This is a genomic window from Streptomyces sp. NPDC051243 (genome assembly GCF_044455405.1).
Lineage (GTDB): Bacteria > Actinomycetota > Actinomycetes > Streptomycetales > Streptomycetaceae > Streptomyces.
The window spans coordinates 522,669-547,966 of sequence record NZ_JBITES010000001.1 but is presented as its reverse complement, the minus strand read 5'-3'; the positions used below and the strand labels follow the sequence as shown (position 1 = coordinate 547,966).

At 70.6% G+C, this 25,298-nt stretch carries 17 protein-coding genes and 3 pseudogenes; 11 read left to right on the top strand and 9 right to left on the bottom strand.

The features are described 5' to 3' along the window. The first annotated feature begins 16 nt into the window (after positions 1-16). Positions 17-592, top strand: a complete 576-nt coding sequence (locus ACIBAG_RS02420; RefSeq protein ID WP_399100024.1) for an RNA polymerase sigma factor — start codon at positions 17-19, stop codon at positions 590-592. An 8-nt stretch (positions 593-600) separates the two neighbouring features. Further along, positions 601-1,077, top strand: a complete 477-nt coding sequence (locus ACIBAG_RS02415; RefSeq protein WP_399100022.1) for a hypothetical protein — start codon at positions 601-603, stop codon at positions 1,075-1,077. A gap of 9 nt (positions 1,078-1,086) precedes the next feature. On the opposite strand, the gene ACIBAG_RS02410 is transcribed toward ACIBAG_RS02415, so the two are convergent. Then, positions 1,087-1,884 carry an N-formylglutamate amidohydrolase gene (locus ACIBAG_RS02410; protein ID WP_399100020.1) on the bottom strand — a complete coding sequence of 266 codons (798 nt, stop codon included), beginning with the start codon at positions 1,882-1,884 and terminating at the stop codon, positions 1,087-1,089. 287 nt (positions 1,885-2,171) lie between these two features. Here ACIBAG_RS02410 and ACIBAG_RS02405 point away from each other — a divergent pair. From ACIBAG_RS02405 to ACIBAG_RS02380, 6 genes and pseudogenes are all read left to right on the top strand, one after another. Next, positions 2,172-2,787 (top strand): annotated as a pseudogene (locus ACIBAG_RS02405) (class I SAM-dependent methyltransferase). A gap of 329 nt (positions 2,788-3,116) precedes the next feature. Then, positions 3,117-4,084 (top strand): annotated as a pseudogene (locus tag ACIBAG_RS02400) (MFS transporter); the annotation flags it as partial. A 30-nt stretch (positions 4,085-4,114) separates the two neighbouring features. After that, complete coding sequence (locus tag ACIBAG_RS02395) at positions 4,115-4,747, top strand: HAD-IA family hydrolase (protein ID WP_399100018.1); 633 nt, start codon at positions 4,115-4,117, stop codon at positions 4,745-4,747. Positions 4,748-4,806: 59 nt separating this feature from the next. Continuing rightward, positions 4,807-5,280, top strand: a pseudogene (locus tag ACIBAG_RS02390) (GNAT family N-acetyltransferase); the annotation flags it as partial. 111 nt (positions 5,281-5,391) lie between these two features. Further along, positions 5,392-5,940 carry a GNAT family N-acetyltransferase gene (locus tag ACIBAG_RS02385; RefSeq protein WP_399100559.1) on the top strand — a complete coding sequence of 183 codons (549 nt, stop codon included), beginning with the start codon at positions 5,392-5,394 and terminating at the stop codon, positions 5,938-5,940. A 44-nt stretch (positions 5,941-5,984) separates the two neighbouring features. Then, positions 5,985-6,626, top strand: coding sequence for a hypothetical protein (locus ACIBAG_RS02380; RefSeq protein ID WP_399100017.1), 642 nt, complete (start codon positions 5,985-5,987; stop codon positions 6,624-6,626). Positions 6,627-7,404: 778 nt separating this feature from the next. Here ACIBAG_RS02380 and ACIBAG_RS02375 read toward each other — a convergent pair. Continuing rightward, positions 7,405-9,624: an NADP-dependent isocitrate dehydrogenase gene (locus ACIBAG_RS02375; protein WP_399100015.1), complete on the bottom strand. Its 2,220-nt coding sequence runs from the start codon at positions 9,622-9,624 to the stop codon at positions 7,405-7,407. Between the two features lie 523 nt (positions 9,625-10,147). On the opposite strand from ACIBAG_RS02375, the gene ACIBAG_RS02370 reads away from it, so the two are divergent. Next, on the top strand, positions 10,148-10,777 hold the full coding sequence (locus ACIBAG_RS02370) for a hypothetical protein (RefSeq protein WP_399100013.1): 630 nt from the start codon (positions 10,148-10,150) through the stop codon (positions 10,775-10,777). A 78-nt stretch (positions 10,778-10,855) separates the two neighbouring features. On the opposite strand, the gene ACIBAG_RS02365 is transcribed toward ACIBAG_RS02370, so the two are convergent. From ACIBAG_RS02365 to ACIBAG_RS02355, 3 genes are all read right to left on the bottom strand, one after another. After that, complete coding sequence (locus tag ACIBAG_RS02365; RefSeq protein ID WP_399100011.1) at positions 10,856-11,950, bottom strand: mechanosensitive ion channel family protein; 1,095 nt, start codon at positions 11,948-11,950, stop codon at positions 10,856-10,858. 351 nt (positions 11,951-12,301) lie between these two features. After that, positions 12,302-13,066, bottom strand: coding sequence for a crotonase/enoyl-CoA hydratase family protein (locus ACIBAG_RS02360; protein ID WP_399100009.1), 765 nt, complete (start codon positions 13,064-13,066; stop codon positions 12,302-12,304). A gap of 46 nt (positions 13,067-13,112) precedes the next feature. Continuing rightward, positions 13,113-14,078 carry a YbhN family protein gene (locus ACIBAG_RS02355; RefSeq protein ID WP_399100007.1) on the bottom strand — a complete coding sequence of 322 codons (966 nt, stop codon included), beginning with the start codon at positions 14,076-14,078 and terminating at the stop codon, positions 13,113-13,115. 174 nt (positions 14,079-14,252) lie between these two features. Between ACIBAG_RS02355 and ACIBAG_RS02350 the strand changes: the two genes are divergently transcribed. Together ACIBAG_RS02350 and ACIBAG_RS02345 are read left to right on the top strand one after the other, a co-directional pair. Then, positions 14,253-16,130 (top strand): ABC transporter ATP-binding protein, encoded by a 1,878-nt coding sequence (locus ACIBAG_RS02350; RefSeq protein WP_399100556.1) that lies wholly within the window; start codon positions 14,253-14,255, stop codon positions 16,128-16,130. A 175-nt stretch (positions 16,131-16,305) separates the two neighbouring features. Continuing rightward, positions 16,306-20,229, top strand: a complete 3,924-nt coding sequence (locus tag ACIBAG_RS02345; RefSeq protein ID WP_399100005.1) for a glycoside hydrolase family 2 TIM barrel-domain containing protein — start codon at positions 16,306-16,308, stop codon at positions 20,227-20,229. 25 nt (positions 20,230-20,254) lie between these two features. On the opposite strand, the gene ACIBAG_RS02340 is transcribed toward ACIBAG_RS02345, so the two are convergent. The 4 genes from ACIBAG_RS02340 to ACIBAG_RS02325 form a co-directional block, all read right to left on the bottom strand. Next, the gene (locus ACIBAG_RS02340) at positions 20,255-21,223 is read right to left on the bottom strand and encodes a cyclase family protein (protein WP_399100003.1); all 969 of its coding nucleotides are present in this window, start codon (positions 21,221-21,223) and stop codon (positions 20,255-20,257) included. 92 nt (positions 21,224-21,315) lie between these two features. After that, positions 21,316-22,479 carry a substrate-binding domain-containing protein gene (locus ACIBAG_RS02335; protein WP_399100001.1) on the bottom strand — a complete coding sequence of 388 codons (1,164 nt, stop codon included), beginning with the start codon at positions 22,477-22,479 and terminating at the stop codon, positions 21,316-21,318. A gap of 72 nt (positions 22,480-22,551) precedes the next feature. After that, positions 22,552-23,700 carry an ABC transporter permease gene (locus tag ACIBAG_RS02330; protein ID WP_399099999.1) on the bottom strand — a complete coding sequence of 383 codons (1,149 nt, stop codon included), beginning with the start codon at positions 23,698-23,700 and terminating at the stop codon, positions 22,552-22,554. Continuing rightward, positions 23,697-25,202: a sugar ABC transporter ATP-binding protein gene (locus tag ACIBAG_RS02325; RefSeq protein ID WP_399099997.1), complete on the bottom strand. Its 1,506-nt coding sequence runs from the start codon at positions 25,200-25,202 to the stop codon at positions 23,697-23,699. The genes ACIBAG_RS02330 and ACIBAG_RS02325 overlap by 4 nt, the downstream gene beginning before the upstream one ends. Positions 25,203-25,298 lie beyond the last annotated feature (96 nt).

Sequence of the window (25,298 nt, the reverse complement as noted above, 5' to 3'; positions counted from 1 at the left end):
CACGAGGGGTGGGGCTGTGGACCGAGCAGATGTCGGTGCGTTGGTCCAGTCCGCCGTCGACGGCGACGCGGCGGCCTGGAAGGCGCTCGTGGAAGGGCTGAGCCCACTGGTGTGGTCGGTGGTGCGCGCCCACAGGCTGGGCGACGCCGACGCCCATGAGGTGTACCAGACCGTCTGGTTCCGCTTCGCCCAGAACCTGGGGCGCATCCGCGAACCCGAGAAGGCCGGGTCGTGGCTCGCGAGCACCGCACGGCACGAGTGCCTGAAGGTCCTCAAGAGCTTAAGGCGGCTGACCGTGACGAGCGATCCGCAGCTGCTCGACCGGGTCAGCGAGGACCGTACGCCCGAACAGTCGCTCCTGGACTCGGAGGAGGCGGCCGCCGAGACCGAACGCATCCGCTGGATGTGGCAGGAGTTCGAGGAACTCGGCGAACGTTGCCGCCAGTTGCTGCGCGTGCTGATCGCCTCGCCGCCGCCCAGCTACCAGGAGGTGTCCGCCGCACTGGGCATCGCCGTGGGCAGCATCGGGCCGCTGCGCCAGCGCTGTCTGCGCCGGCTTCGGGCCCGACTCGACGCGCGGGGGGCGCTGTGAACGACGACATGCATGACGAAGTGACGGGCGAGGGAGCCCCCGGCGACGACGGTGTCGAGGTCGAGCTGCTGGAGGAGGAACTCCGTCAGGCCGCCGCCATCCTCGACCCGGTGCCGGCCCAGCTGCGCCAGCTCGCCGTGGAGGCGTTCGCGCTGCACGATCTGGACGCCCGTATCGCCGAGTTGACGTTCGACTCGGTGGTGGACGCCATTCCGGTCAGGGGAGCCACGGACGTCCCGCGGATGCTGACCTTCCGTGCGGGCGAGGTGACCGTGGACGTGGAGGTGACCGCGCAGGGCTTGATGGGGCAGGTGCTGCCACCCCAACAGGCGCGTATCGAGGTGCTCGGCGGCCCTCAGACGGCGTCGCCGGTCGTCGCCGACGACATGGGTCGCTTCACCAGTGCCGCACCGCCGAGCGGTCCCTTCGCCCTGCGGCTGCGCACCGGCGGGGAGGTCGTGGTCACGGAGTGGCTGCGGGCCTGACCCACCGGGTCAGGGTGCGACGCAGTCCACCAGCGCCGCCAACGCCCGCGCGAGCCGGGTGAGTCCGGGACCGGCCGGACCGCCCGGCTCTGCCATGTAGGTGTCCCGGCGGATCTCGATCATCAGGGCACCGACCCGGGGCTCGCGGCCGTAGAACTCCAGCGGGACGTACGTGCCGCTGAACGGACTGTCCAGTCCCGTCTCACCGCACGGGCCGAACGCCTCCCGGGCCGCGGCGAGCAGGTCGGGCGACGTGTGGAAGGAGTCGGTTCCCAGACAGACCGGCGGGCGCGGACCCTCGCCATGCAGCTCGTAGGGGAGCCGGGCGGTCGGGTACGAGTGGACGTCGATGATCACGGCCCGGCCCGTGGCGGCGAGACGGCCGGCCACGGCGTCCGTCATGGCCTTCGCGTACGGCCTGAAGTACCGCTCGACGAGGGGTCGAGGGTCGGCGTCGGCGGGGCGCAGGTCTTCGAGATGCGTGGTCCGCGTGTAGACGGCGCCCATGCCCACGGCCAGCATCTCCTCCCGCTCGTCCGGGAACCGCTCCGGGTCGACGACCAGCCGGGCGAGCCGGTTGACGAATCGCCAGGGCGTCACTGTGGCCAACGCGGCGGCCGCCTCGGCGAGTTCCGCGGTGTGCGCGTCGACGATGTGGTCCAGCTCCCGCTCCAGCGCGCGGTCGTCCAGCACGATTCCCGCGCGCACCTCGGGCGGTATCTCCCGTGCCGAGTGCGGGACATGCAGGATCACGGACGATCGGTCGGCCCCGGGGAGCAGGTCGAACGACGGCTCGGCGGTGGTCATGACGGCTGCTCCCGCGGCGTTGTCAGTGGTGTGGTGGACCATCACAGCATGAACATCGGCAACCAGCGGGTGACGACGCATCCGTTCCTCGACCGGGGATGTCGGCCCGGACCGGTTCGGCGGTGCCGGCGCGGAGGGCTGCGGGGTGTTTGCGGGCGATCTGGCGGCCGCCGCGGTGGCCGGGAGCCTGGTGTTGACGATCAGGCAATTTCCCGCGATCACGATTCCCCATGGGGACGGCGAATCGGTCGGTGTCACTCGGCAGGCCATGACCGGCCTTTACGACGATCCGATGCCCGGCCGCCGCAGAGCCGTACTGGAACACCAACATCGCTCGTCACCCGGGCACCCTCCCGGCTGTTCCCGAGGGGTGCGGCGATGCCCTGGACGTCGGCTGCGGGGACGGGCTGCTGGCACGGAAGCTTGCCGGGCGGGCGAAACACGTCACCGGGATCGACATGTCGCCGGACATGATCGCCTGCACGCGAGTCCGCTGCCGGACACCCGCAACTCACCTTCATCGAGGGGGACTTCCTCACCGCGGAACTTCCCGACGCACAGTACGACTTCGTCTGCTCGGTGACCACGATCCATCACATGGACTTCGAAGCGGCCCTCGTCCGCATGCGCGAGCTGCTGCGGCCTGGCGGCACGCTGGTGGTGGTCGGTCTGGCCCGCGAGGCGAGCGTGACGGAGTGGGCGGCGTTGATCGCGGCTGCCCCGATCGTGCGGCTCACGAAGGTGCTGCGTCGCGCGCGTGGCCCGCATGGCATGCCGGTCGCCGACCCGCAGATGAGCTATGGGCAGGTGCGGGCTGCTGCCCGGCGGCTGCTTCCTGGCGTGCGCTACCGCCGCCATGTGCTGCGCCGGTACTCGCTGACCTGGGACAAACCCGCCCGCTGATCCGGCATCGAATCGACGTCGACAGGCACGGTGCCGTAGGTGCAGCCCTGGCGGAAGGCGAACTCGTCCCACCCCCAGCGACCGCCTCGGCGAAGCTCCGAGCGAGGGAGAGGGCGTCCCAGCGGCGTACGGCCCAGCCGACCGACAGCGGCGGCAGCGCCGGAATGGGGATGAGACACCGTGGGCTGCCGTCACCAGGAGCGGGGAGACCCGGTGCGGCGGGGACGATGGCGTGGCCCAGGCCGAGCTCGGCACGGAACAGGACTGTGGACCAGTCGGCGACGTTTGTGTCCGAGCCGGTCCGGATCCCAAGTCCGGGTAAGACGGTGTCATGCGTGCTGTGCAGCGCGGCCCTGGTGCTGCCCGGTCTCGCCCGGGACCCGTGGACGCTGGCAGGCGCATGACCTTCGGCTTCTGCAACGGCTGCCTGGACGTGAGCATGAACGCCCACGCCGTGCACCTGGAGAAGGCGTACGGCCGTCCCGTCATGTCGGCCTTCCATGCCACGTTCTCGGCCGGTGGTGTCCTCGCCGCACTGGCCGGAGCGGCCACGGCGAGCGCCGGCCTGAGCCCGGCCGCAGGCATGGCCGCCATGGGAGCCCTGGGCGTCGTGACCGCCCTGGCATCGGCAGGCGCCCTACTGCCGACCGCACCCACCGCCGCCGGCACCGACTTGTCGGAGAAGGCGGAGCAAGCGCCGGCCGCCCAGCACGGCAGCACCAACGGGCGTATCTGGACCCTCGCCGCCCTCGCGCTGATGGTCATGCTGTGCGAGGGAGCCGCCAACGATTGGAGCGCGCTCCACCTGAAGGACGTCCTCGGTGCACCCGCGAGCACTGCCGCTTTCGCGTATGGCACCTTCGCGGCGACGATGACCGTCGGCCGGCTGGTCGCCGACCACCTCGCCGCCCGGTTCGGGCCGATGGCGATCCTGCGCCACGGCGCGGCCATGGCCGCCGTCGGCATCACGATCGTGGGCCTCTCCCCGTGGATGTGGGCCGCGTTCGCAGGCTGGGCACTGTTCGGTCTCGGTCTGTCCGGCTGTGTCCCTCAGTTGTTCAGCGCAGCCGGACACACCGACCCCTCCGCTGCTGGGGCGAACGTCTCCCGTGTCGCCGGACTCGGGTACGTCGGCATGCTCGCCGGCCCCGCTGTCATCGGCTGGCTGACCCACCTCGTCGCCCTCAATCACGCTTTCGTACTGCTCACCCTGCTGTGTGCGATCACCGCTGCGGCCGCCGGCATCCTGCGCACCGGATCCGGTCGCACGCGCGAGATGGCAGCAAGCAGCCACTGACCGCCGCTCGGGATCCGGAGGAACCCCACCATGTCCACCGACCGGAACATCGTGCTGTTCGACCTCTTCGGCGTCATCGCCCGCCATCAACGCCCGGGAGCCCTGGAAAAGATGGCCGCCCGATGTCATGCAGCCACCGATGCCTTCACCGCGGCCTACTGGGCCTGCCGCCCGCCCTACGACGCCGGCCGGCAGTCCGCGCCCGAGTACTGGACCGCCGTACTGCGAAGGCTGTCCCTGTCCGTCGACGCGGACACGATCGAGGAACTGCGTCTCACCGACATCGACAGTTGGTCTCGCGTCGACAACCGGATGGTCGCCTATGTCCAGTCCCTGCGCAGCGTCGCCGAGGTCGCCTTGCTGTCAAACATTCCCTCGGACCACGCAGACGCTTTCCTCACCGCTCAGCCCGGGCTGCACAGTCTCGACCACGTTGCGTTCTCCGGGAAGATCAAAATGGCGAAGCCCGCCCCGGCAGCCTTCCATCACTGCGTCGTCGCCATGCGCGCCGCCCCGGCCGACTTCTTCTTCGTCGACGACCGCGAACGGAACGTACGCGCCGGGCGGGCCACCGGCATGAACGGACACGTGTTCACCGACCGCGACGAGTTGGCAGCCGCCATCGACACCTGGTTGCCGACCCGACGATCCACGAAGACATGACACGACATCAGGGAAGAACACCGTCATCGTGATCTTCCCCGGCGATCCTGAAGTGCCTGATGAAACAGAGTTGGTCACGCGCGGTCGCCCGGTGCGCACTGGCCACTGGGACCGACGATGATGACGAGGTGAACATGAGCATTGCCATTGAGATCGTGAACGAGGCGACCGACGAAGTGGTGGTCGCGCTGGGGCGGTTGATGCCACAGCTGTCGAGCTCGGTCAAGCCGATCGACCGCGAAGCGCTGGCCCGGGTGATCGCGTGCGACGCCAACACCCTGCTGGTGGCCCGCGTCGAGGGTGAAGTGGTGGGCACCTTGACCTTGGTGACATTCCCCCTCGCCTCGGGCCTGCGGGCCCGCATCGAAGATGTGGTGGTGGACGAACGGACCCGTGGCATGGGCATCGGGGCGCTGCTCACCCAGCAGGCACTGCGCCTCGCCGAGAACGCGGGCGCCCGTACCCTCGACTTGACGTCACGACCCACGAGGCCCGCTGCGAACCGCCTCTATGAACGCCTCGGCTTCCAGCCCAGGGAATCCACGATCTACCGGTACGCTCTCGAACGTCCGAGCACGCAGCAGGAGCGCGGCCAGGCCATCTCGTCCGGATCACTCTCACGGTCGCGCGACAGGTCGCCCGCCGTGACCGGACTCGAACCCGTCGCCTGGCCACCGGCCCCGATCAGGACCGAACGGCTCGTACTGCGCGAGTCCGAGCCACGGGACCGTGCGGTGTTCGTCGAGCTGTTCGCATCGCCGGAGGTGGGCACCTACATCGGTGGCCCTCGACCGCGCGATGAGCTCGAACGCACGATGCCGGAGGCGCCCGGGCGGCGCCCTGGCCTGTTCGTGATCGATCTCGACGGAGCGATGATCGGCATGATCACGTTCGATCGGCGCGACGTGGAACGTCCGGGTCATGTCCGTCCGGAGGGCGGGGAGACTGAGCTCGGCTACATGTTGCTGCCGGGGGCGTGGGGCCGCGGCTATGCTGCCGAGGCGTGCGCGGCGGCACTCGGGTGGTTCGCCGACGCGCATCCCGGCGAGCCGGTGGTGCTCTGCACCCAGACCGCCAACGACAGCGCGATGCGCCTCGCGGCGAAACTGGGGTTCACCGAGGTGGAGCGGTTCGAGGAGTACGGTGCCGAGCAGTGGTTCGGCGTGTGGTCCGCGGTCACGCCGTCCAGTTGAGCAGGACAGCCGCCATGCCACAGCCAGGAGAACGGCAAGGTCTGGTGAGCGGAAAGCACGTGCGCCAGGCCGTCTGTCACTGCGTCAAACGCCTCACCGGCGTCCCCGCCGCCCAATGGCACCTCCGGGCCGGTGGCCTGGAGTGGACGTGCCGGGAGACCCTCGAGCACCACGCGGACGACCTGCTCACCTACGCGCTGCGGTTCGGACTCACCCAGCCGATGAATGTGCCGCGCGTGCCGCTGCGCATCTCCCGTGATCGACCCGAAGGGCCGGCCAATGTCATCTTCGGCGACGAGGCGGCCGGACCTGAGGGGCTCCTGACCGTCGTGGAGGCCTGCGGCGGACTACTCGCAACCGTCGTTGACCCCCGCGTCGCAACGCGTGGCAGTGCGCGCGGGCCTGTCCCGGGCAGCGCACCTCGACGGACCCGGATACGACGGCCTCGATTGGATCTAGGCAATAAGGCTGCCGAACTGAGCGGACCCCGAACACAGATCAAGAAGTGGCCGGCCGAGCACCCGCGCTTCCACTTGCCCTTCACACTGACCGGATCCTCCTGGGCCACCCAGGTCACGAAAACCCCAGACCCACGTTTGCTCCTACGTGAGTTGGTGGGCAGCCTTGCTACCGGATCGATCCAGTGGGAAGCTCCAGCTCATGTCGATCTTGGTGCGGCCTGCTGAAAGCAGGGACGTGCCCGTACTTGTCCGTCTGCGCGTGGCGAATGCCGAACGGCACGTCGAGTTCGCCCCCGGCATCTATCGAGTTCCCGATGCCGAGGCCGTGCGGAGGCACTTCGGGGGGTACTCGCTGACGGACGCAAGGTACTGATCTCGGTCGCAGAGGCGGCGGGCGAGGTGGTGGGAATGGCGGAGCTGGTCTTGCTGGCAGAGCCCCCGGATCACCAGATCCTGGTGCCCCGTCGCGCGGCCGAGATCCACACCGTGGTCTTGGACGGACATCGTGGCTGCGGCGTGGGGTCGACCAGAGGACGCCGTCGGCTTCTACTCTGCGTCCGGTTTCGGACCACGAGGGATCTTGCTGAGCAAGGAGCAAGGAGCAAGGAGCAAGGAGCAAGGAGCAAGGAGCAAGGAGCAAGGAGCAAGAGGTTCCCGGTGTCGGTTGACCCCCGAGCTCACGGCATGAGCGCCGACGACCACGCGGCCCTATTTCCTCCTTAGGCTCCCCGACCCATCGGCGACGAACTTGTCTCGTCTACGAAGGTGCGTCACCTGAGACACCCTGAGGCCGAGGCACCCTGGGGCTGAGACACCCGTACAGGTCACATGACGCCGTCGAGACCGTTGCTGATCGCCGCACGGGACTGGTGACGCGGCCGGCCGGCCGGGCCCCGCCCCCGAGCGGCGTTGCCCGTCCCGGCCTGCACATGGCTCCGCCCCGGCCGGCTGGGTGCCGGTCGGGGCGGGGGGCTCATGCGGTGGCCCTGTCAGGGCTCTCGCGTCAGCTCAGGGACGCCAGCGCCTCGTTCCAGGTGGCCGACGGGCGCATGACCGCGGCGGCCTTGGCCGGGTCGGGCTGGTAGTAGCCGCCGATGTCGGCCGGCTTGCCCTGGACCGCGATCAGCTCCTCGACGATCTTCTGCTCGTTCGCGCCGAGCGTCTCGGCGAGCGGGGCGAAGGCCTTCGCCAGGTCCGCGTCGTCGGTCTGCTTGGCCAGCTCCTGCGCCCAGTACAGGGACAGGTAGAAGTGGCTGCCGCGGTTGTCGATGCCGCCGACGCGACGGGTCGGGGACTTGTCCTCGTTGAGGAAGGTCGCCGTGGCGCGGTCGAGGGTGTCGGCCAGGACCTTGGCCTTGGCGTTGCCGGTGGCGGTCGCGTACTGCTCCAGGGACGGCACCAGCGCGAAGAACTCACCGAGCGAGTCCCAGCGCAGGTAGTCCTCCTTGACCAGCTGCTGGACGTGCTTCGGCGCCGAGCCGCCGGCGCCCGTCTCGAACAGGCCGCCGCCCGCCATCAGCGGGACGACCGACAGCATCTTGGCGCTGGTGCCCAGCTCCAGGATGGGGAAGAGGTCCGTCAGGTAGTCGCGCAGGACGTTACCCGTGACCGAGATCGTGTTCTCGCCGCGGCGGATGCGCTCCACCGAGAGCTTGGTGGCCTCGACCGGGGCGAGGATGCGGATGTCCAGGCCCTCGGTGTCGTGCTCCGGCAGGTAGGCGTTGACCTTGGCGATCAGGTTGGCGTCGTGGGCGCGGGTCTCGTCCAGCCAGAAGACCGCCGGGTCGCCGGTGGCGCGGGCGCGGGTGACGGCCAGCTTCACCCAGTCCTTGATCGGCGCGTCCTTGGTCTGGCAGGCGCGGAAGATGTCGCCCTGGGAGACCGGCTGCTCGATGACCACGTTGCCGGCCTGGTCGACCAGCCGGACCGTGCCGGCGGCCTTGATCTCGAAGGTCTTGTCGTGGGAGCCGTACTCCTCGGCCTTCTGCGCCATGAGGCCGACGTTCGGGACCGAGCCCATGGTCGACGGGTCGTAGGCCCCGTTGGCGCGGCAGTCCTCGATCACGGCCTGGTAGACGCCGGAGTAGGAGGAGTCGGGCAGCACCGCGAGGGTGTCGGCCTCCTGGCCGTCCGGACCCCACATGTGGCCGGAGGTGCGGATCATGGCCGGCATCGAGGCGTCGACGATGACGTCGGACGGCACGTGCAGGTTGGTGATGCCCTTGTCGGAGTCGACCATGGCCAGCGCCGGGCCCTCGGCGAGCTCCGCCTCGAAGGACGCCTTGATCTCGGCGCCGTTCGGCAGCGCGTCCAGGCCCTTGAGGATGCCGCCCAGACCGTCGTTCGGGGACAGGCCGGCGGCGGCGAGCGTCTCGCCGTACTTCTCGAAGGTCTTCGGGAAGAAGGCGCGCACCACGTGACCGAAGATGATCGGGTCGGAGACCTTCATCATCGTGGCCTTGAGGTGCACGGAGAACAGCACGCCCTCGGCCTTGGCCCGGGCGACCTGCGCGGTCAGGAACTCGCGCAGCGCGGCGACCCGCATCACGGAGGCGTCGACGACCTCACCCGCGAGGACCGGTACGGACTCGCGCAGCACGGTGGTGGTGCCGTCCTCGGCGACGTGCTCGATGCGCAGCGAACCGGCCTCGGAGATGACGGCGGACTTCTCGGTGGAGCGGAAGTCGTTCTCGCCCATGGTCGCCACGTTCGTCTTGGACTCGGCGGACCAGGCGCCCATGCGGTGCGGGTGGGTCTTGGCGTAGTTCTTGACCGAGGCGGGGGCGCGGCGGTCGGAGTTGCCCTCACGCAGGACCGGGTTCACGGCGGAGCCCTTGACCTTGTCGTAGCGGGCCTGGATCTCCCGCTCCTCGTCGGTCTTCGGGTCGTCCGGGTAGTTCGGCAGCGCGTAGCCCTGGCCCTGCAGCTCGGCGATGGCGGCCTTGAGCTGCGGGATTGACGCCGAGATGTTCGGCAGCTTGATGATGTTGGCGGCGGGCGTCTTCGCGAGCTCACCGAGCTCGGCGAGGGCGTCCGGGATGCGCTGGTCCTCGGTCAGGTACTCCGGGAACACCGCGATGATGCGGCCGGCCAGCGAGATGTCCCGCGTCTCCACGGCGACACCCGCCTGCGAGGCGTACGCCTGGACCACCGGCAGGAAGGAATACGTCGCCAGGGCCGGGGCCTCGTCAGTGTGCGTATAGATGATGGTCGAGTCAGTCACCGGGTGCTCCGCTCCACGTCTGCAACATTGCTCGACATCAAGATATCTCGTGATCGACCTGACCTCGACAGGGGTCCGCACACCGGTACGGGATGTCCCCGCGATCGCGGATCGATCCGCGTAAACGGATGAATCCGCTCCGTACGACCGGACAGCACGGTACGACCGGACAGCACGGTGCGACCGGACAGCACGGTGCCACAGTCACGCAGGGAACACCGATCTCCGGCGGCCGGTCCTGACCACCCGGTCGCCCCGGCGAAAGCGGACATGAGACATCGCACCGGAGTGACGGCCCGAGCGGCCGCCCTGATCGGCACCGCAGCGGCCTGAGCGCCGCCCCCTCCGCCCACGCGGCACCGACGAGCACGCTGGACGTCGGCCGCCGGAACCACCGGCACCCTGGGCCCCGACATTCGTTCCATGCACGTCGGCGGCAGCACCGCGATGTGCGAGCTGGTCGACGAGAAGCCGCGCATAACGCCCGCGCGGACCCTGTCCGCCAAGTGCGCGGCGGTTCGCGGTGGCCTGCCAGGCGGAGTCGGCGCACACCGTCTTCCCCTGCAACGACCGCCCCTCCGGCAAGGCCGACTTCACCTTGCGTCTCACCGTGCCCACCGGCCTGCGCGGCATGGCGAGCGGCCCCTTGGTGTGCACCGAGCGGCTGTCCGGCGGCCGGACCGCGTACACGTACCGCTCACGCGAGCTCATGGTCACGGAGCCGGTGCAGATCACGGTCGGCGACTACGCGGTGAAGGAGCGGCAGGGCCCGCATGGGGCTGCCGCTGCGGGACGTCGTCCCGGTCGCCCGCGCGCAGGCGCTGGAGCCGGCGCTCGCGCCCACGCCGAAGCCGGTGGAGTGGGTCGAGGCGCGACTCGGGGCGTTCCCCTTCGAGACGTACGGACTGCTGCCCTGCAACTCCGACGCCGCGGAGCCCTTCGGCTCGCAACCTCGTCGGGGAGGCGGCCTTCAGCGCCCTCGAGTGCGCCTTCCTCGCCCGGTACCGCAACTCCTCCGCGTCGACGGAGGACTACATCGCCGTCGCCTCGGACATCACCGGCCAGGATTTGTCCGGGTTCCTTCGGAACTGGCTGTACGGCACGAAGACGCCGCGGATGCCGGGGCACCCGGACTGGACGGTCACCCCGGTGAACCCGTCGCTCGTCGCGCCGCACAGCCGGAGGGGCGGCCACCACCACGACAACTCGGCCGCCCTCCGGGGGCGGTACGTCAGTCGAGGCGGGCGGAGGTCACCTCGTCCGCCTCTTCGGGGCCGCGCTGCTGCGGTATCGCCACCGAGCCCTGCTGGATCGCCACCGTCCGCGTGGGCGCCGGGATGCGGATGCCTTCCTTGCGGTAGCGCTTGTGCAGGCGCTTGATGAACTCGTGCTTGATCCGGTACTGGTCGCTGAACTCGCCGACACCCAGGATGACCGTGAAGCCGATCCGGGAGTCGCCGAAGGTGTGGAAGCGGATGATCGGCTCATGATCGGGGAGCGCGCCCTCGACCTCGGTCATCACCTCGGCGATCACCTCGTTCGTCACCCGCTCGACATGGTCGAGGTCGCTGTCGTAGGCGACGCCGACCTGGACCAGGATCGTCAACTCCTGCTCGGGACGCATGAAGTTGGTCATGTTCGTCTTCGCGAGTTCCCCGTTGGGGATGACGATCAGGTTGTTGGAGAGCGCGCGCACGGTCGTCTGACGCCAGTTGATGTCCTCGACATAGCCCTCCTCGCCGCTGCTCAGCCGGATGTAGTCGCCGGGCTGGACGGTCTTGGAGGCGAGGATGTGAATGCCCGCGAAGAGGTTGGCGAGGGTGTCCTGCAGCGCCAGCGCGACGGCCAGACCGCCGACGCCCAGGGCGGTGAGCAGCGGCGCAATGGAGATGCCCAGCGTCTGCAGCACCACCAGGAAGCCGATGGCCAGGACCAGGATGCGGGTGATGTTGACGAAGATCGTGGCCGAGCCCGCGACACCGGGGCGGGACTGGGTGACCGTCCGCATCAGCCCGGCGATCCCGCGGGCCGCCGTCAGCGTCACGACGAAGATGAGCAGGACGGTCAGGGTCTGGTTGACGTTGTGCTGGACCGTCTTCGTCAACGGCAGCGCCGCGCCCGCGGAGGCCGCGCCGCCGAGGAACGCCGCCCACGGCACCACGGTCCGCAGCACGTCCACGATGAGGTCGTCACCGCTCCAGCGGGTGCGGTCCGCGTGCTTGCCCAGCCAGCGCAGCAGCATCCGCAGTAGGAAGGCCGCCAGCAGCCCCGCCGCCAGCGCGATCCCGGCGATGACCAGGTCGTCCACGGTGAGCGCCCGCTTCACCGGTCACCTCCGGAGAGAAAAGCGGCGGCGAACCCCTTCGCCGACGGCCGGATGTGAAGTCTCGTCACGTTGTCACCTGCTCGATTCCGCGATGTGCCGTCGCGCCGGCCACCCCATCCCCCGAGACCGGCACGAGGGCTCATCCTGCCGTATCGGGTACACATGTTCGTGCCGGGATGGTCGGGTGGCCGGCCTCATCGGTCGCTTTCGGGCATTCTCCCCGGAACTCCGTCACCCCCGAGGGGCGAACGACCGCACGCCGGGGCCCGCTTGATGCGTGAGCGCCGCACGAGGGTCGCTCACCTGCGCGCGCCCCGGCGGACGAGGAGGCCGGCCTGGCCGCGTGCGTCCTCAGAGATCCGTGAACGACCCGTGCCGCCCCGCACCCGAGGCGAACCGCGCGGCTCCCTCCAGGCTCTCGGCCAACACGCCCAAGCCGTGGCGGAGTTCACCCCGCATCGCGGCCACCTCGTCCAACCCCTCCTGGTCGAGCACGGACGCCCGGTCGGCCCGCAGGCACGCCTGCGGGAACCGTGCGATCGTGGCGGCCAGTTCCTCCGCCTCGGCGCGGGCGCGTCCGGTCGGCACGACACGGTTGGCGAGCCCCATGTCGCAGGCCTCCCGCGCCGCGACCGGACGCCCGGTGAGGATCATGTCCAGCGCGCGGCTCGTGCCGATCAGCCGGGGCAGCCGTACCGTGCCGCCGTCGATGAGCGGGACGCCCCAGCGGCGGCAGAACACCCCGAAGACGGCGTCCTCCTCGGCGACCCGCAGATCGCACCACAGCGCCAGCTCGAGACCGCCGGCCACGGCGTGCCCGGCGACCGCGGCGATCACCGGCTTCGACAGCCGCAGCCGCGTCGGCCCCATCGGGCCGTCACCGTCCTCGGCGACCCGGTTGCCCCGGTCACCGCCGAGCGCCTTGAGATCGGCGCCCGCGCAGAATGTGCCGCCCTCGCCCCACAGCACCGCCACCCGCGCCTCGTCGTCCGCGTCGAACTCCCGGAACGCCGCGGCGAGTTCGGCGGCGGTCGGACCGTCGACCGCGTTGCGGACCTCGGGACGGGAGAGGACGACGGTGGTGACGTGCCCCTGGCGCTCGACGCGGACCGGCATGGCGGGGCTCCTTTCCGTGGGTCGGACCCCGTACGTTACTGAGCGGTCAGATGACCTTCAGCCGCACCAGCGCCCCCAGCGTCAACGCCCCCGGCAGCAGCGGCAGCCACACCGTGATGATCCGGTACGCCAGTACCACCGCCGTGGCCACCGCCACCGGCCCGCCCGCCGCCACCAGGGCCACTATCAGCGCCGCCTCCACCGACCCGAAGCCACCCGGTGTGGGCACGAGGGCGACGGCGACGGTCGCCGCCAGATACGCGAGCGCCATGTGGGCCGGCGGTACGTCCAGCCCCAACGCGAGCCCGACCAGGACCAGCCCGGCCGCCTGCAGCGCCGGGAAAGCCAGCGAACCGCCCCACAACGCCAGCGCACGGGACGGGCGGGTGTGCACCGAGCGCGCCTCGCCCAGCGCGGTGCGCAGGAACGACGCCACGGCAGCCCGCAGCCGTCGTACGAAGGCGAAGACGGCCACGACCAGGACCGCCGCCGCGCCGATGACCAGCAGCAGCGGGCCCCAGGATCCCTCCGGCAGGAGGGGGCCGAGCCGAAGGGCGTGCGGGAAGGCGATGAGCAGCGCGGCCAGCAGTCCGACCCGGGCCACGCTCTCCGCGAGCAGATACAGCGCCAGCGCGGCCGAGGAGCGGGCCAGCGGCAGCCCGCACACCGTCATGAAGCGGAGGTTGACCGCGCTCGCCCCCAGCCCGGTGGGCAGCAGGTGATTGGCCGAGCCGGCCGCGAACTGGGTGACGAGCAGCCGCAGCGCGGGCAGCCGGTCGGTCACGGCACCCTGCCGGGTCACCGCCGCCGCGACCCAGGTCAGGCAGGTGGCACCGGCCGCCGCGAGCAGCCACGGCCACTTGGCCGTCGCCAGATGGCCGATGCCCTCGGCGAGCACGGCCCGGTGCCGCACCGCGACCACCGCGACCAGGGCGAGCGGAAGCAGGACCAGTATCTGGCGGACAGGGATGCGCCGGAGCAGGCGTCCCGCGTGGAGTCGTACTGCGGTCACATTCGAAGAGGTTTTCCGTGTCACCACAACGGCGGGTTGCGGAAGTGGAGACGGCGGCTTACGGGCGGGCTGCGGGCGGGCACCGATCTTCGCGAAGCCGTCGATAACGACCTCGACACCGGCATCGTCCTTGACCTCAATATTGCTTGAGGTTCTACGTTCCCTCTCATGAGCATGGAAACCACCGCCTGGACACAGCTGCACAGCGTCATGAACGCCGAGCGGGAGCGCCGCCCGCTCGCCCGCTCGACGCTGCGCCGCATCGGCACGTTCGCCCGCCCGCACCGCCGCAGGATCGCGCTCTTCGTCGTGCTCGGGGTGATGACCGCGCTGCTCGCCGTCGCGACCCCCGTGCTGGCCGGACGCGTCGTCGACGCGATCGTGACGCGTGGGGACGAGGGCACCGTCGTCCGTCTGGCCCTGCTGATCGCCCTGATCGCGGTGGCCGAGGCGGCGCTCGGGATCCTCGCCAGGCGGCTGTCGGCGACCCTCGGCGAAGGCCTCATCCTCGATCTGCGGACGGCTGTGTTCGATCATGTGCAGCGCATGCCGGTCGCGTTCTTCACACGCACTCGTACGGGAGCGCTCGTCTCCCGTCTCAACAACGACGTGATCGGCGCCCAGCGCGCCTTCAGCAACACACTGTCCGGAGTGGTCAGCAACCTGGTCACGCTGGTGCTCACGCTCGCGGTGATGCTCGCCATGTCGTGGCAGATCACCCTGCTCGCCCTGGTGCTGCTCCCGGTGTTCGTGATCCCGGCCCGGCGCATGGGTCACCGCATGGCCCGGATGCAGCGGGAGGCGGCCACGCTCAACGCGGCGATGGGCACCCGGATGACCGAGCGTTTCTCGGCACCCGGCGCCACGCTGGTCAAGCTCTTCGGGCGCCCTGAGGAGGAGTCGCAGGAGTTCGCGGCCCGCGCCCGCAGGGTCGCCGACATCGGTGTGCGGACGGCCACCGCCCAGTCGGTGTTCATCACCGCGCTCACCCTGGTGTCAGCGCTGGCCCTCGCCCTGGTCTACGGACTCGGCGGCTGGTTCGCCCTGCGCGGCACCCTGGAGCCGGGCGCGGTCGTCGCCCTGGCGCTGCTCCTGACCCGCATGTACGCCCCCCTCACCGCGCTCGCCGGCGCCCGCGTCGAGGTCATGAGCGCCCTGGTCAGCTTCGAGCGGGTCTTCGAGGTGCTCGACCTCAAGCCGCTCATCGAGGAGAAGCCGGGCGCGAAGAAGGTCCCCGAGGGCCCGGTCCCGGTGGAGTTCGACAACGTACGCTTCGGCTACCCGTCCGCCGACAAGGTCTCCCTGGCCTCCCTGGAGGAGGTCGCCACCCTCGACACGCGCGGCGGCGGCGAGGTGTTGCACGGCATCTCCTTCCGCGCCGAACCCGGCCAGACCGTCGCCCTGGTCGGCTCGTCCGGCGCGGGCAAGTCGACCGTCGCCCAACTCCTCCCGAGGCTCTACGACGTCGACGAGGGCGCCGTACGCGTCGGCGGCGTCGACGTCCGTGACCTGAGTGCCGAGTCCCTGCGCGGCACCCTCGGCATGGTCACCCAGGACGGCCACCTCTTCCACGACACCGTCCGCGCCAACCTGCTGCTGGCCCGCCCCACCGCCACCGACGCCGAACTCTGGGACGCTCTGCGCCGCGCCCGCCTCGACGACCTCGTACGCTCCCTGCCCGACGGCCTCGACACGGTGGTCGGCGAGCGCGGCTACCGGCTCTCCGGCGGCGAACGTCAGCGCATGACCATCGCCCGACTGCTACTGGCCCGCCAGCGCGTCGTCATCCTCGACGAGGCCACCGCGCACCTCGACAACACCTCCGAGGCCGCCGTCCAGGAGGCGCTCGCCGAGGCGCTGGAGGGCAGGACCGCCGTCGTCATCGCCCACCGGCTGTCCACCGTGCGCACGGCGGACCAGATCCTGGTGGTCGAGGCCGGCCGGATCGTCGAGCGCGGCACGCACGAGGAGTTGCTGGCGGCCGGGGGACGCTACGCCGAGCTGTACCGGACACAGTTCGAGGCGGTGCCGGACACGCTCCGAGCGGCTTGATCCGGCCAACGTCGACGGCCGGAGCCATCAGGAACACACAAACCTCGACAACATCGTTGCTTCGACTGTGTTCACAACCTAGTGTGCGTTCGGTTTCCCAACAGCACCGCACATGATCTGACGCTCCCTCAAGCCGTGCAGCGCCGCACAGTCGTCCCGAGGAAGGCCACCGTCGATGCCGCTCTCTTCCGTGTCCCCCGCCGGCCCGTCCCGCTCCGCAGGCGTGCCGGTCAGCCGCCGCCGTCTCCTGGAGGGAGGAGCCGCCCTGCTCGGCGGCCTCGCCGTCGCCGGATCGTCCGCCACAGTGCACGCGGCCGGCGGGGCCGGTGCGGCGGCCGGCACCCCGGAGTGGAACGGCCACATCGACGTCTTCCGGATCGGCACCCAGCCGCCGCACACCACCCTCATGCCGTACGCCGACGTCAGACAGGCACTGGAGGCCGACCGGACGCGCTCGCCGTACCGGCTCGGCCTCGACGGCAAGTGGAAGTTCGCGTACGCCGACCGCCCCGACGACCGCGACCCGGACTTCTACCGCACCGACGTCGACGACCGGGACTGGGACACCATCCCCGTCCCCTCGGTCTGGCAGATGCACGGCTACGACCGCCCCATCTTCGTCAACATCACCTACCCGTGGTGGGGGCCGAACGGCCTCGGCGAGGAGGCCATGCCGCCCGCCGCCCCCGCCCGCTTCAACCCTGTCGGACAGTACCGGCGCACCTTCACCGTGCCGCGCGGCTGGTCGGGGCGGCGCACCTTCCTGCACTTCGAAGGCGTCAAGTCCGCGCACTACGTGTGGATCAACGGCGAGATGGTCGGCTACGCCGAGGACTCCTTCACCCCCGCCGAGTACGACATCACCGAGCACCTCAAGCCCGGCACCAACCAGATCGCCGTCGAGGTGTACCGCTTCTCCGACGGGGACTGGCTGGAGGACCAGGACATGATCCGGCTGAGCGGCATCTTCCGCTCGGTCTACCTCTACTCCACGCCCGACGTCCGCCTGCGCGACTTCAAGCTGGACACCCCGCTCGGCGACGACTACACGGCCGCCGAACTGTCCGTCACGGCGAGCGTGCGCTCCTACGGGGAACGGGGCGAGGGCGGCTACTCCGTCGAGACCCAGCTCTACGACTCCCGCGGCCACGCCGTCTGGCCCAGGCCGCTCCGGCAGGCCGTCGACCTCGCGGCAGCCCCCGCAGGTGAGGACGTGACCGTCCGGGCGAGCAGAGCCGTGCCCGCCCCCAAGCTGTGGTCCGCCGAGCACCCGAACCTCTACACCGCCGTACTGCGACTGCGCGACCCGGCCGGAAAGGTGATCGAGACCCTCTCGCACCGCGTCGGCCTGCGCGAGTTCGCGCTCAAGGACGGCCTGATGCGGATCAACGGCAAGCCCGTCTCCTTCCGCGGCACCAACCGGCACGAGATGCACCCCGACAGCGGCATGACACTCACCCGCGAGCACATGGTCCAGGACATCGAGATCATCAAGCGGATGAACATGAACTCCGTCCGCACCTCGCACTACCCCAACAACCCGCTGTGGTACGAACTCGCGGACGAGTACGGCCTCTACCTCGTCGACGAGACCAACCTCGAGACCCACGGCATCCGCGGCGAGTACCCCGGCAACCACGCCGACTGGACCAAGGCGTGCGTGGCCCGCGCCCAGAGCATGGTCCACCGCGACAAGAACCACGCCTCGGTGGTCATCTGGTCGCTCGGCAACGAGGCGGGCGGCGGCAGCACCTTCGTCGCCATGCACGAGTGGATCAAGTCCTACGACCCGACCCGCGTCATCCAGTACGAGGGCGACGACCGGCCGGCCATCAGCGACATCCGGTCGGAGATGTACGACAGCCCGTCCCGCGTCGAGCAGCGCGCGAAGGACACCGCGGACACCCGGCCGTACGTCATGATCGAGTACGCCCACGCGATGGGGAACTCCAACGGCAACCTCAAGAAGTACTGGGACATCGTCCGTCGCCACGACGTCCTCCAGGGCGGCTGGATCTGGGACTTCGTCGACCAGTCGCTGAACTGGCCCGTGCCCGCCCGCAAGTTCCTCACCGAGACCGGCCCGGGCGCGCTGCGCGGCGAGATCCTCACCGCGAGCGGCACCTTCGACCGTGCCGAGGGCGTCTGCGGCGCCACCGTCTTCCCCCGCGACGAGCGTCTCGACCTCACCGGCTCGCTCACCCTGGAGGCCTGGGTCACCCCGCACTACACCGGCTACCACCAGCCCATCATCGCCAAGGGCGACACCCAGTACTCCCTGAAGCAGAACAGCCGCACGCTGGAGTTCTTCATCCACGGCGGCGGCCAGTGGATCACCGCGAACTGGGCGCTCCCCGAGGACTGGACCGGCCGCGAGCACCACATCGCCGGCGTCTTCGACGCGGAGGCGGGCACGCTGACCCTCTACGTCGACGGCGAGGTGAAGGCCACCCGGACCACCACGCGCAGGCCCGCCTCCAACACGGCACCCCTCGCGCTCGCCACCGACGTCGACAACCCGACCCGGGAGTTCAGCGGCACGATCCGCCGGGCACGCGTCTACGCCCGCGCGCTGAGCGCCGCCGAACTCGGCTCCGACAGCCGCGGCCCCGGTGACGAGGGCGTACGGTTCTGGTTCGACGCCGCCACCGTCGACCTCACCGAGAAGCGGCCCCGCGAGAAGACGTTCTTCCCGTACGGCGGCGACTGGGGTGACAACCCCAACGACGGCACCTCCAACGCCGACGGCATCGTCACGGCCGACCGCCGTCACACCGGCAAGGCGGCCGAGATCAAGCGGATCTACCAGGCGGTCAACGTCGCACCGGCGTCGGGTGACTCGCTGTCCGCGGACGCTGCCATCACCCTCACCAACGAGTACCTGTTCACCAACCTCCGGGAGTTCGACGGCTGTTGGGAGCTGCTCGCCGACGGTGAGGTGGTGCGGCGCGGAAAGCTGAGCCGTGCCCAGCTGGACGTCGAGCCGCTCAGCAGCAAGGACATCACGGTGCCGGTGAAGCTGCCGGACGACCCGGCCCCGGGCACCGAGTACCACCTCCAACTGTCCTTCACCACCAAGGAATCCACCCCGTGGGCGAAGGCCGGCTTCGAGGTGGCCAAGCGGCAACTGCGGCTCGACGCCGACGTACCGGCCGTGACGCCGGTCCCGCTGGCGAGCGTGGCGTCGCTGACGTACGAGGACGACGAGAAGGCCGTGACGGTGAAGGGCAAGGGTTTCTCCGTCACCGTCGACAAGGACAGCGGCGTCATCACGTCGTACGAGGCACAGGGCACCCGGCTCCTCACCTCCGGACCGGTGCCGAACTTCTGGCGGGCGCCCACCGAGAACGACCGCGGCAACGGCCAGCACACCCGCAACCAGACCTGGCGAGACGCGGGCACGAACCGCAAGGTGACGGACGTGAAGGTGCGCGCCCTGCGCGACAAGGCGGTGGAGATCAAGGTCAGCGGCACACTGCCCACCACGGCCGAGTCGACGTACACCACCACGTACACGGTGTTCGGCAACGGCGAGATCAAGGTCGACAACACCCTGCGCCCCGGCGCCGCGTCCCTGCCGTACATCCCTGAGATCGGCACGCTGATGTACCTGCCCGGGCGATTCGAGCGACTGCGCTACCACGGCCGCGGGCCCGAGGAGAACTACGTCGACCGCAACAACGGCACCGACGTCGGCGTGTACTCCGGAACCGTCTCCGGGCAGTGGACCCCGTACATCCGCCCGCAGGAGAACGGCAACAAGACCGACGTCCGCTGGATCGCCCTGACCGACGCCAGGGGCACCGGACTCCTCGTCTCCGGTGAGCCCCTGCTGGAGGTCAACGCCTCGCACTTCACCCCGGAGGACCTGTCGTCCGGCGTCCGCCACGACTACCAGCTCACACCCCGCGAGGAGGTCGTCCTGCGGGTGAACCACCGTCAGATGGGTCTGGGCGGCGACAACAGCTGGGGCGCCCACACCCACGACGAGTACAAGCTCTTCCCGAGCCGCGACTACTCCTACACCTACCGGCTGCGCCCGCTGACCGATGTGCACCAGGCCACGGCCATGTCCCGGAGGCCGACGGCGGTGGAGTAACCCCCGAGCACGGCTCCACGGCTCGTCACAGCACCGCGACCGGGTTGACGGGCGAGCCGGTGCCGCCGGGGACGTTCAGCGGGGCCACGGTCATCAAGAACTCGTAGCGCGTGGCCTGCGCGCACGCCTCGGCGAGTGCTTCCAGGTCGAGGTTGTCCAGCAGCGGTACGCCCATCGCGGTGAGGGCGAGCGCGTGCACGGGGGAGGACACCCCCTCGACCGGCGAGGGCCGCACGTCGCTGTCGCCGTCACCGCCGAGCAGGGCGATTCCCCGCTCGGCCAGCAGCGGCAGGACATCGACATGGCAGCCGGCGGCGGCGTCGTCCGGGTTCCAGGCGCCGACCTCCCGGCGGCGGCGGAAGTGTCCGGAGCGCAGCAGCACCGCGTCGCCCTCGTCGATCGTCACCCCGAGCGTCTCCTCGGCGGCGAGGATCTCGTCGGCGTGCACGGCCCTGCCGGGCTCCAGCCAGTCGACGCCGAGGACGGCAGGCATGTCGATCAGGACGCCCCTGGTCACCAGGGGGCCGAGCGAGGCGACGGAGCCGAAGCGCGCGCCCCTGGCGTCGACGACATCGGCGGCTGTACGACCGTCGTACAGCCGCCCTTGGTAGGCGATGTGGGAGAGCGCGTCGAGATGACTGACGCCCTTGCCGTGGTAGTCCACGGCGATGAAGTCCTTGTGGCAGGTGGGCTCCGGGGCCTCGATGTCGCCCAGCTCGGACATGTAGTGCAGGGCCGGCCTGGCGTTGTCCGGGCCGGGCTCCGTGTTCCACGGCAGAGCCATCGGCACGACGGTCCCGGCGCGCACCAGCGCGGCCGCACGCCGGACGTGCTCGGCTTTCACCCGGTTCCAGGCGCCCCGGTCCGCGGGGGTCCAACGCCCCCAGGTCCTCAGGGTGGCGAAGAGGGAGTCGAACTCCGCGCGGGAGACGCGGGGTCCGTTGTCGGCTGTGGAGGAAGAGGGACGAGGGGGATCGAACGGGCTCCTGGTCATGAGGTGCTCAGCGCTCCAAGGCTCGAATGGGTTGTCGTCGGCCGGCCCGGCGGGCACGGCGACGGGCGGCGGTCGGTCTCGGGGCCCGGCCCCTACTTGCCCCAGATCTCGCGGTACGCCTCCCGGTAGCCCGACGGATCCCAGGTCGACGCGCCGTCGCTGTTGTCGGCCGTGCTGATGTGAACGGGGGCCACATAGCCGCTCGCGGGACGGCCGGCGAAGGCGCGGTTGAACTCGTCGATGATCTGCCAGCCCTGCAGGGACAGCGGCTCGGGCACCGTGGCCGCCTGGTACTGCTCGCTGTTGATGCGCTGGAAGGCGGACGGGTCACCGTCTCCGGCACCGATGTTGAAGGGTGGGCCGGCCCCTTTCCGGCCGGCCGCGCGGAAGGCCGGTGCGGCATCCGCGAAGTACAGGTCGTTGATGGCGACGGAGTGGGTCCAGCGGTCCTGGAAGCGGGAGAGGAGCGAGGAGACCTCGCGGGGCGTGCGGCTGCTCGCGTCCGGGATCGGGATGTTCTCGTACGCGAGGAGCTCCACGCCCGCGCAGGTGGCGAGTTCCTTCCTGATGAGCTCCGACTTGTGCCTGGCGAAGGGGATCGAGGCGTCGGTGAAGATCACGACGCCGGCGTCGCCCCGCGACTGGGAGATCACCCACTGCGCGCTGACCCTGGCCACGTCCTCGACCCTGGTGGTGACGTTGGTGAAGAGAGCGGGACGCCGGCTGGGGCCCGGGGCGGCGACCGCGTGCCAGCCGATGAGCGGGATGCCGGCCGCGTTCGCCCGAGCCACCTGCTGCGAGGTCGAGTTGGGGTCGAAGCCGCCGATGACGATGCCCGACGGCTTGAGGGCGACGGCCTCGCTCATGGCCGCCTGGATGCCCGCGGGTGTGCCGCCACCGTCGATCACCCGGACGTTCCAGCCGATGACCCGCGCGGCATCCCGCACGCCCTCGGCGGCACCCGCGACTCCCGGGTTGGTCATCGTCTGCGCGACATAGACGACGTTCTTCCCGGAAACGGCCGCGGGGCCGTCGGCCGGTCCGTGCCAGGGGACGTCGGACCGCTCCGCCCGGCTGACAGCGGCCTGGGCCCTGGCGTGGACGGCGGGACAACCGTTCGGGCCGGAGGTGGAGTCCCCCTGCCCGTTCGACGAGCCGCGCTCACAGCCGGTCAGGACGACTGCCGCGACCAGCAGGGCAGCGGCGGCGGAAGCGGCCTTGAGCACGCCCGGAGCGGCCTTGCGCTTGCGGTGCACTGAAGCTCCTCGCGGAGGGATGCGCTGGGAAGTCGCGGCCGGGGTGCGGTTGCCCAGGCACGCTGGCGCGGGTCAGGGGGTGTCTTCGGTCGTACCGCCGTCCTGCGGCGGGGAGGACGGCGGCTCCGTCGTACCGGCGGGCGAGTCGCGGGCCGGGGCGGCGCCGGTGCGCAGCCGACGGCGCGAGGCGTAGCCGGCGAGGCCGACGGCGAGCAGCAGGGTGCCGCCGTGGAACAGCGGGACCGTCCAGAATTCGGCGCCCAGCTGGCCGATGCCGGTGAGGCCGACGGCGAGGACGGCGACGGCGACGAGGGTGCCCATGGCGTTGGGGCGACCGGGCTTGATCGCGGTGGAGCCGAGGAGAGCGCCGACGAACGCGGGCAGCAGGTAGTCGAGGCCGACGCTCGGGTTGCCGATCTGCTGCTGGGCCGCCAGCAGCACCCCGGCGAAGCCGACGAGAAGCCCCGACGTGGCGAAGGCGTACACGGTGTACTTCCGGATCGGGATGCCGAGGAGGTGGGCGGCGCGTGGGTTCGAACCGACGACGTACAGGTATCGGCCGAGCGGCAGCCGCTCCAGCACCAGCCAGAGGGCGATCGCGATTCCGAGCACGTAGAAGGCGGGGACCGGAAGGCCGAGGAACGTGGAGTTGTAGATGTCGGTGAAGGCGGCCGGGAGGCCCCGCGGGCCGGGGACGATCCGGCCGCCGTCGGTGATCCAGCCGGTGACGGCGTACATCATGCTGCCGGTCCCGAGCGTGGCGATGAACGAGTCGATCCGGCCGAACTCGACGATGACACCGTTGAGGACGCCGACGACACACCCTCCGACGATCACGGCGAGACAGGCGAGCGGCCAGGGCCACCCGTTGTTGACGACCAGCTGCATCACCATGACGTGCGCGAGGCCGAGGCCGTAGCCGATGGAGAGGTCGAAGGCGCCGGTCACGATGGGCACCATGGCGGCGAGCGCGAGCACTGCCGGGATCGACTGGGTGGCCAGGATCGAGTCGACGGTGTCCAGCGTCGGAAAGGTGCGCGGCAGAGTGAGGGAGAAGACCAGGAAGAGCAGCGCGGTCAGGGCCAGGAGGCCGTAGGCGCCGATGACATGTCCGCCCGAACCGCGCAGCCGGCTCAGGAGACCCGCCCCGCCCCGTCGGCCCAGCCGGCCCGGTCGAGGGGTTCGCGGCCGGGGCGAGGAGGGGGACGGCGAGGCGGTCACCGGTTGGTCGCTGTTTCGGCGGGAGGCAGCGTCGAAGCCGCCCGGGTGAGCCAGGCGACGGTCAGGGAGGGGCCGCTCAGCTCCGCCGTCACGGACCCGCGGACGAAGACCAGGGCGCGCCGGCAGACGTCCGCGACCTCCTCGAAGTCGGAGGAGACGAGGAGCACCGCGAGGCCGGAGGCCAGCGCCTCGTCCAGCAGCCGGTGGATCGCGGCCTTGGCGCCGATGTCCACGCTCGCGGTCGGCTCCTCGAGGACCAGCAGGCGCAGGCCCACGCGGAGCCACCGTCCGATCATGACCTTCTGCTGGTTGCCGCCGGACAGGGTGGCGATGGCGGCCTCGCTGTCGCGCGGGCGCACCGAGAAGCGGTCGATCAGGGCGGCTGCCTCGTGGCGTTCCCGTCGCGGACCGATCCAGCGCAGCGCGGGCAGACCGCCCGCGCGGGGGTTCGCGAGGAGGTTCTCGCGTACCGTCAACTCGGCCAGGCAGCCCTCCAGTTGTCTGTCGCCGGGCACGAGGGCGACTCCGAGTGCGACGGCGTCGGCGACCGTACGCGGCCGGTACGGACGGCCGCCGAGGAGGGCGGTTCCGTCGAGGAGGGGCTGGGCACCCGCGACGGCCCGGCCCAGCTCCGTGTGGCCCGCGCCGGTGAGGCCGACCAGACCCAGGATCTCCCCGGCCCGGAGCTCAAGGGCGACCGGTCCGGCGCCCGCGGTCCGTACCCCGTCGAGCGCCAGGACGGCCGGACCGTCGGTCGGCACCGGGGCGCGGCGGTGCCCGGTCAGTTCTCCGCCGACGATGTCGTGCACGAGGCGGGCCGGGCTGTGGCCCGCGAGCGGGCCGCGGCTGACGAGGCGGCCGTCGCGCAGCACGGCGAAGGTGTCGGCGACCTCGTACACCTCGTCCAGGCGGTGGGTGACGTAGAGAATGCCGTGCCCCCGGTCGCGCAGGGCGTGCAGGACGCGGAACAGCCGGGCGCAGTCCGTGGCGGGGAGGCGCGCCGTCGGCTCGTCGAGGACGATGAGCTTCGCCCGGGCCGCCAGGGCCCGTGCGACGGCGACCAGTGAACGCTCGGCCGGAGCGAGCCCGGCGACCGGAGCGTCGGGATCCAGGTGTCCGGCGACGGTCCGCAGGGCCTCGGCGCAGCTCTGCCCGGTCCGCCGCCAGGAGATCAGTCCGGCGCGGCGCGGGTACCCGGCGCTCAGGGCGATGTTCTCGGCGACCGTCATCCACTCCACGAGACCGAGGTCCTGGTGGATGAAGGACATGCTGCGGGAGGCCGCGTGGCTGCCGAGCGGGTGTCCGTCCACCATGACCTGCCCGGAGTCGGCGTGGTGGACGCCGGCCAGCACCTTGATGAGTGTGGACTTCCCGGCGCCGTTGGGACCGAGCAGGGCGAGGACGCTTCCGGCGTGGACGTCGAGGTCGACTCCGGCCAGCGCGACGGTCCCACCGAACCGCTTGGCGAGCCCACGGACACGGACCAGAGGTTGCACGGCCATCCCCGGTGATCGGCCTGGCGGGTTCTTCCCGACTGTCAGAACCGATAGTAAACGGGACGAATATGTACATGCCGGAGACCCCACCCCCATGTGGCC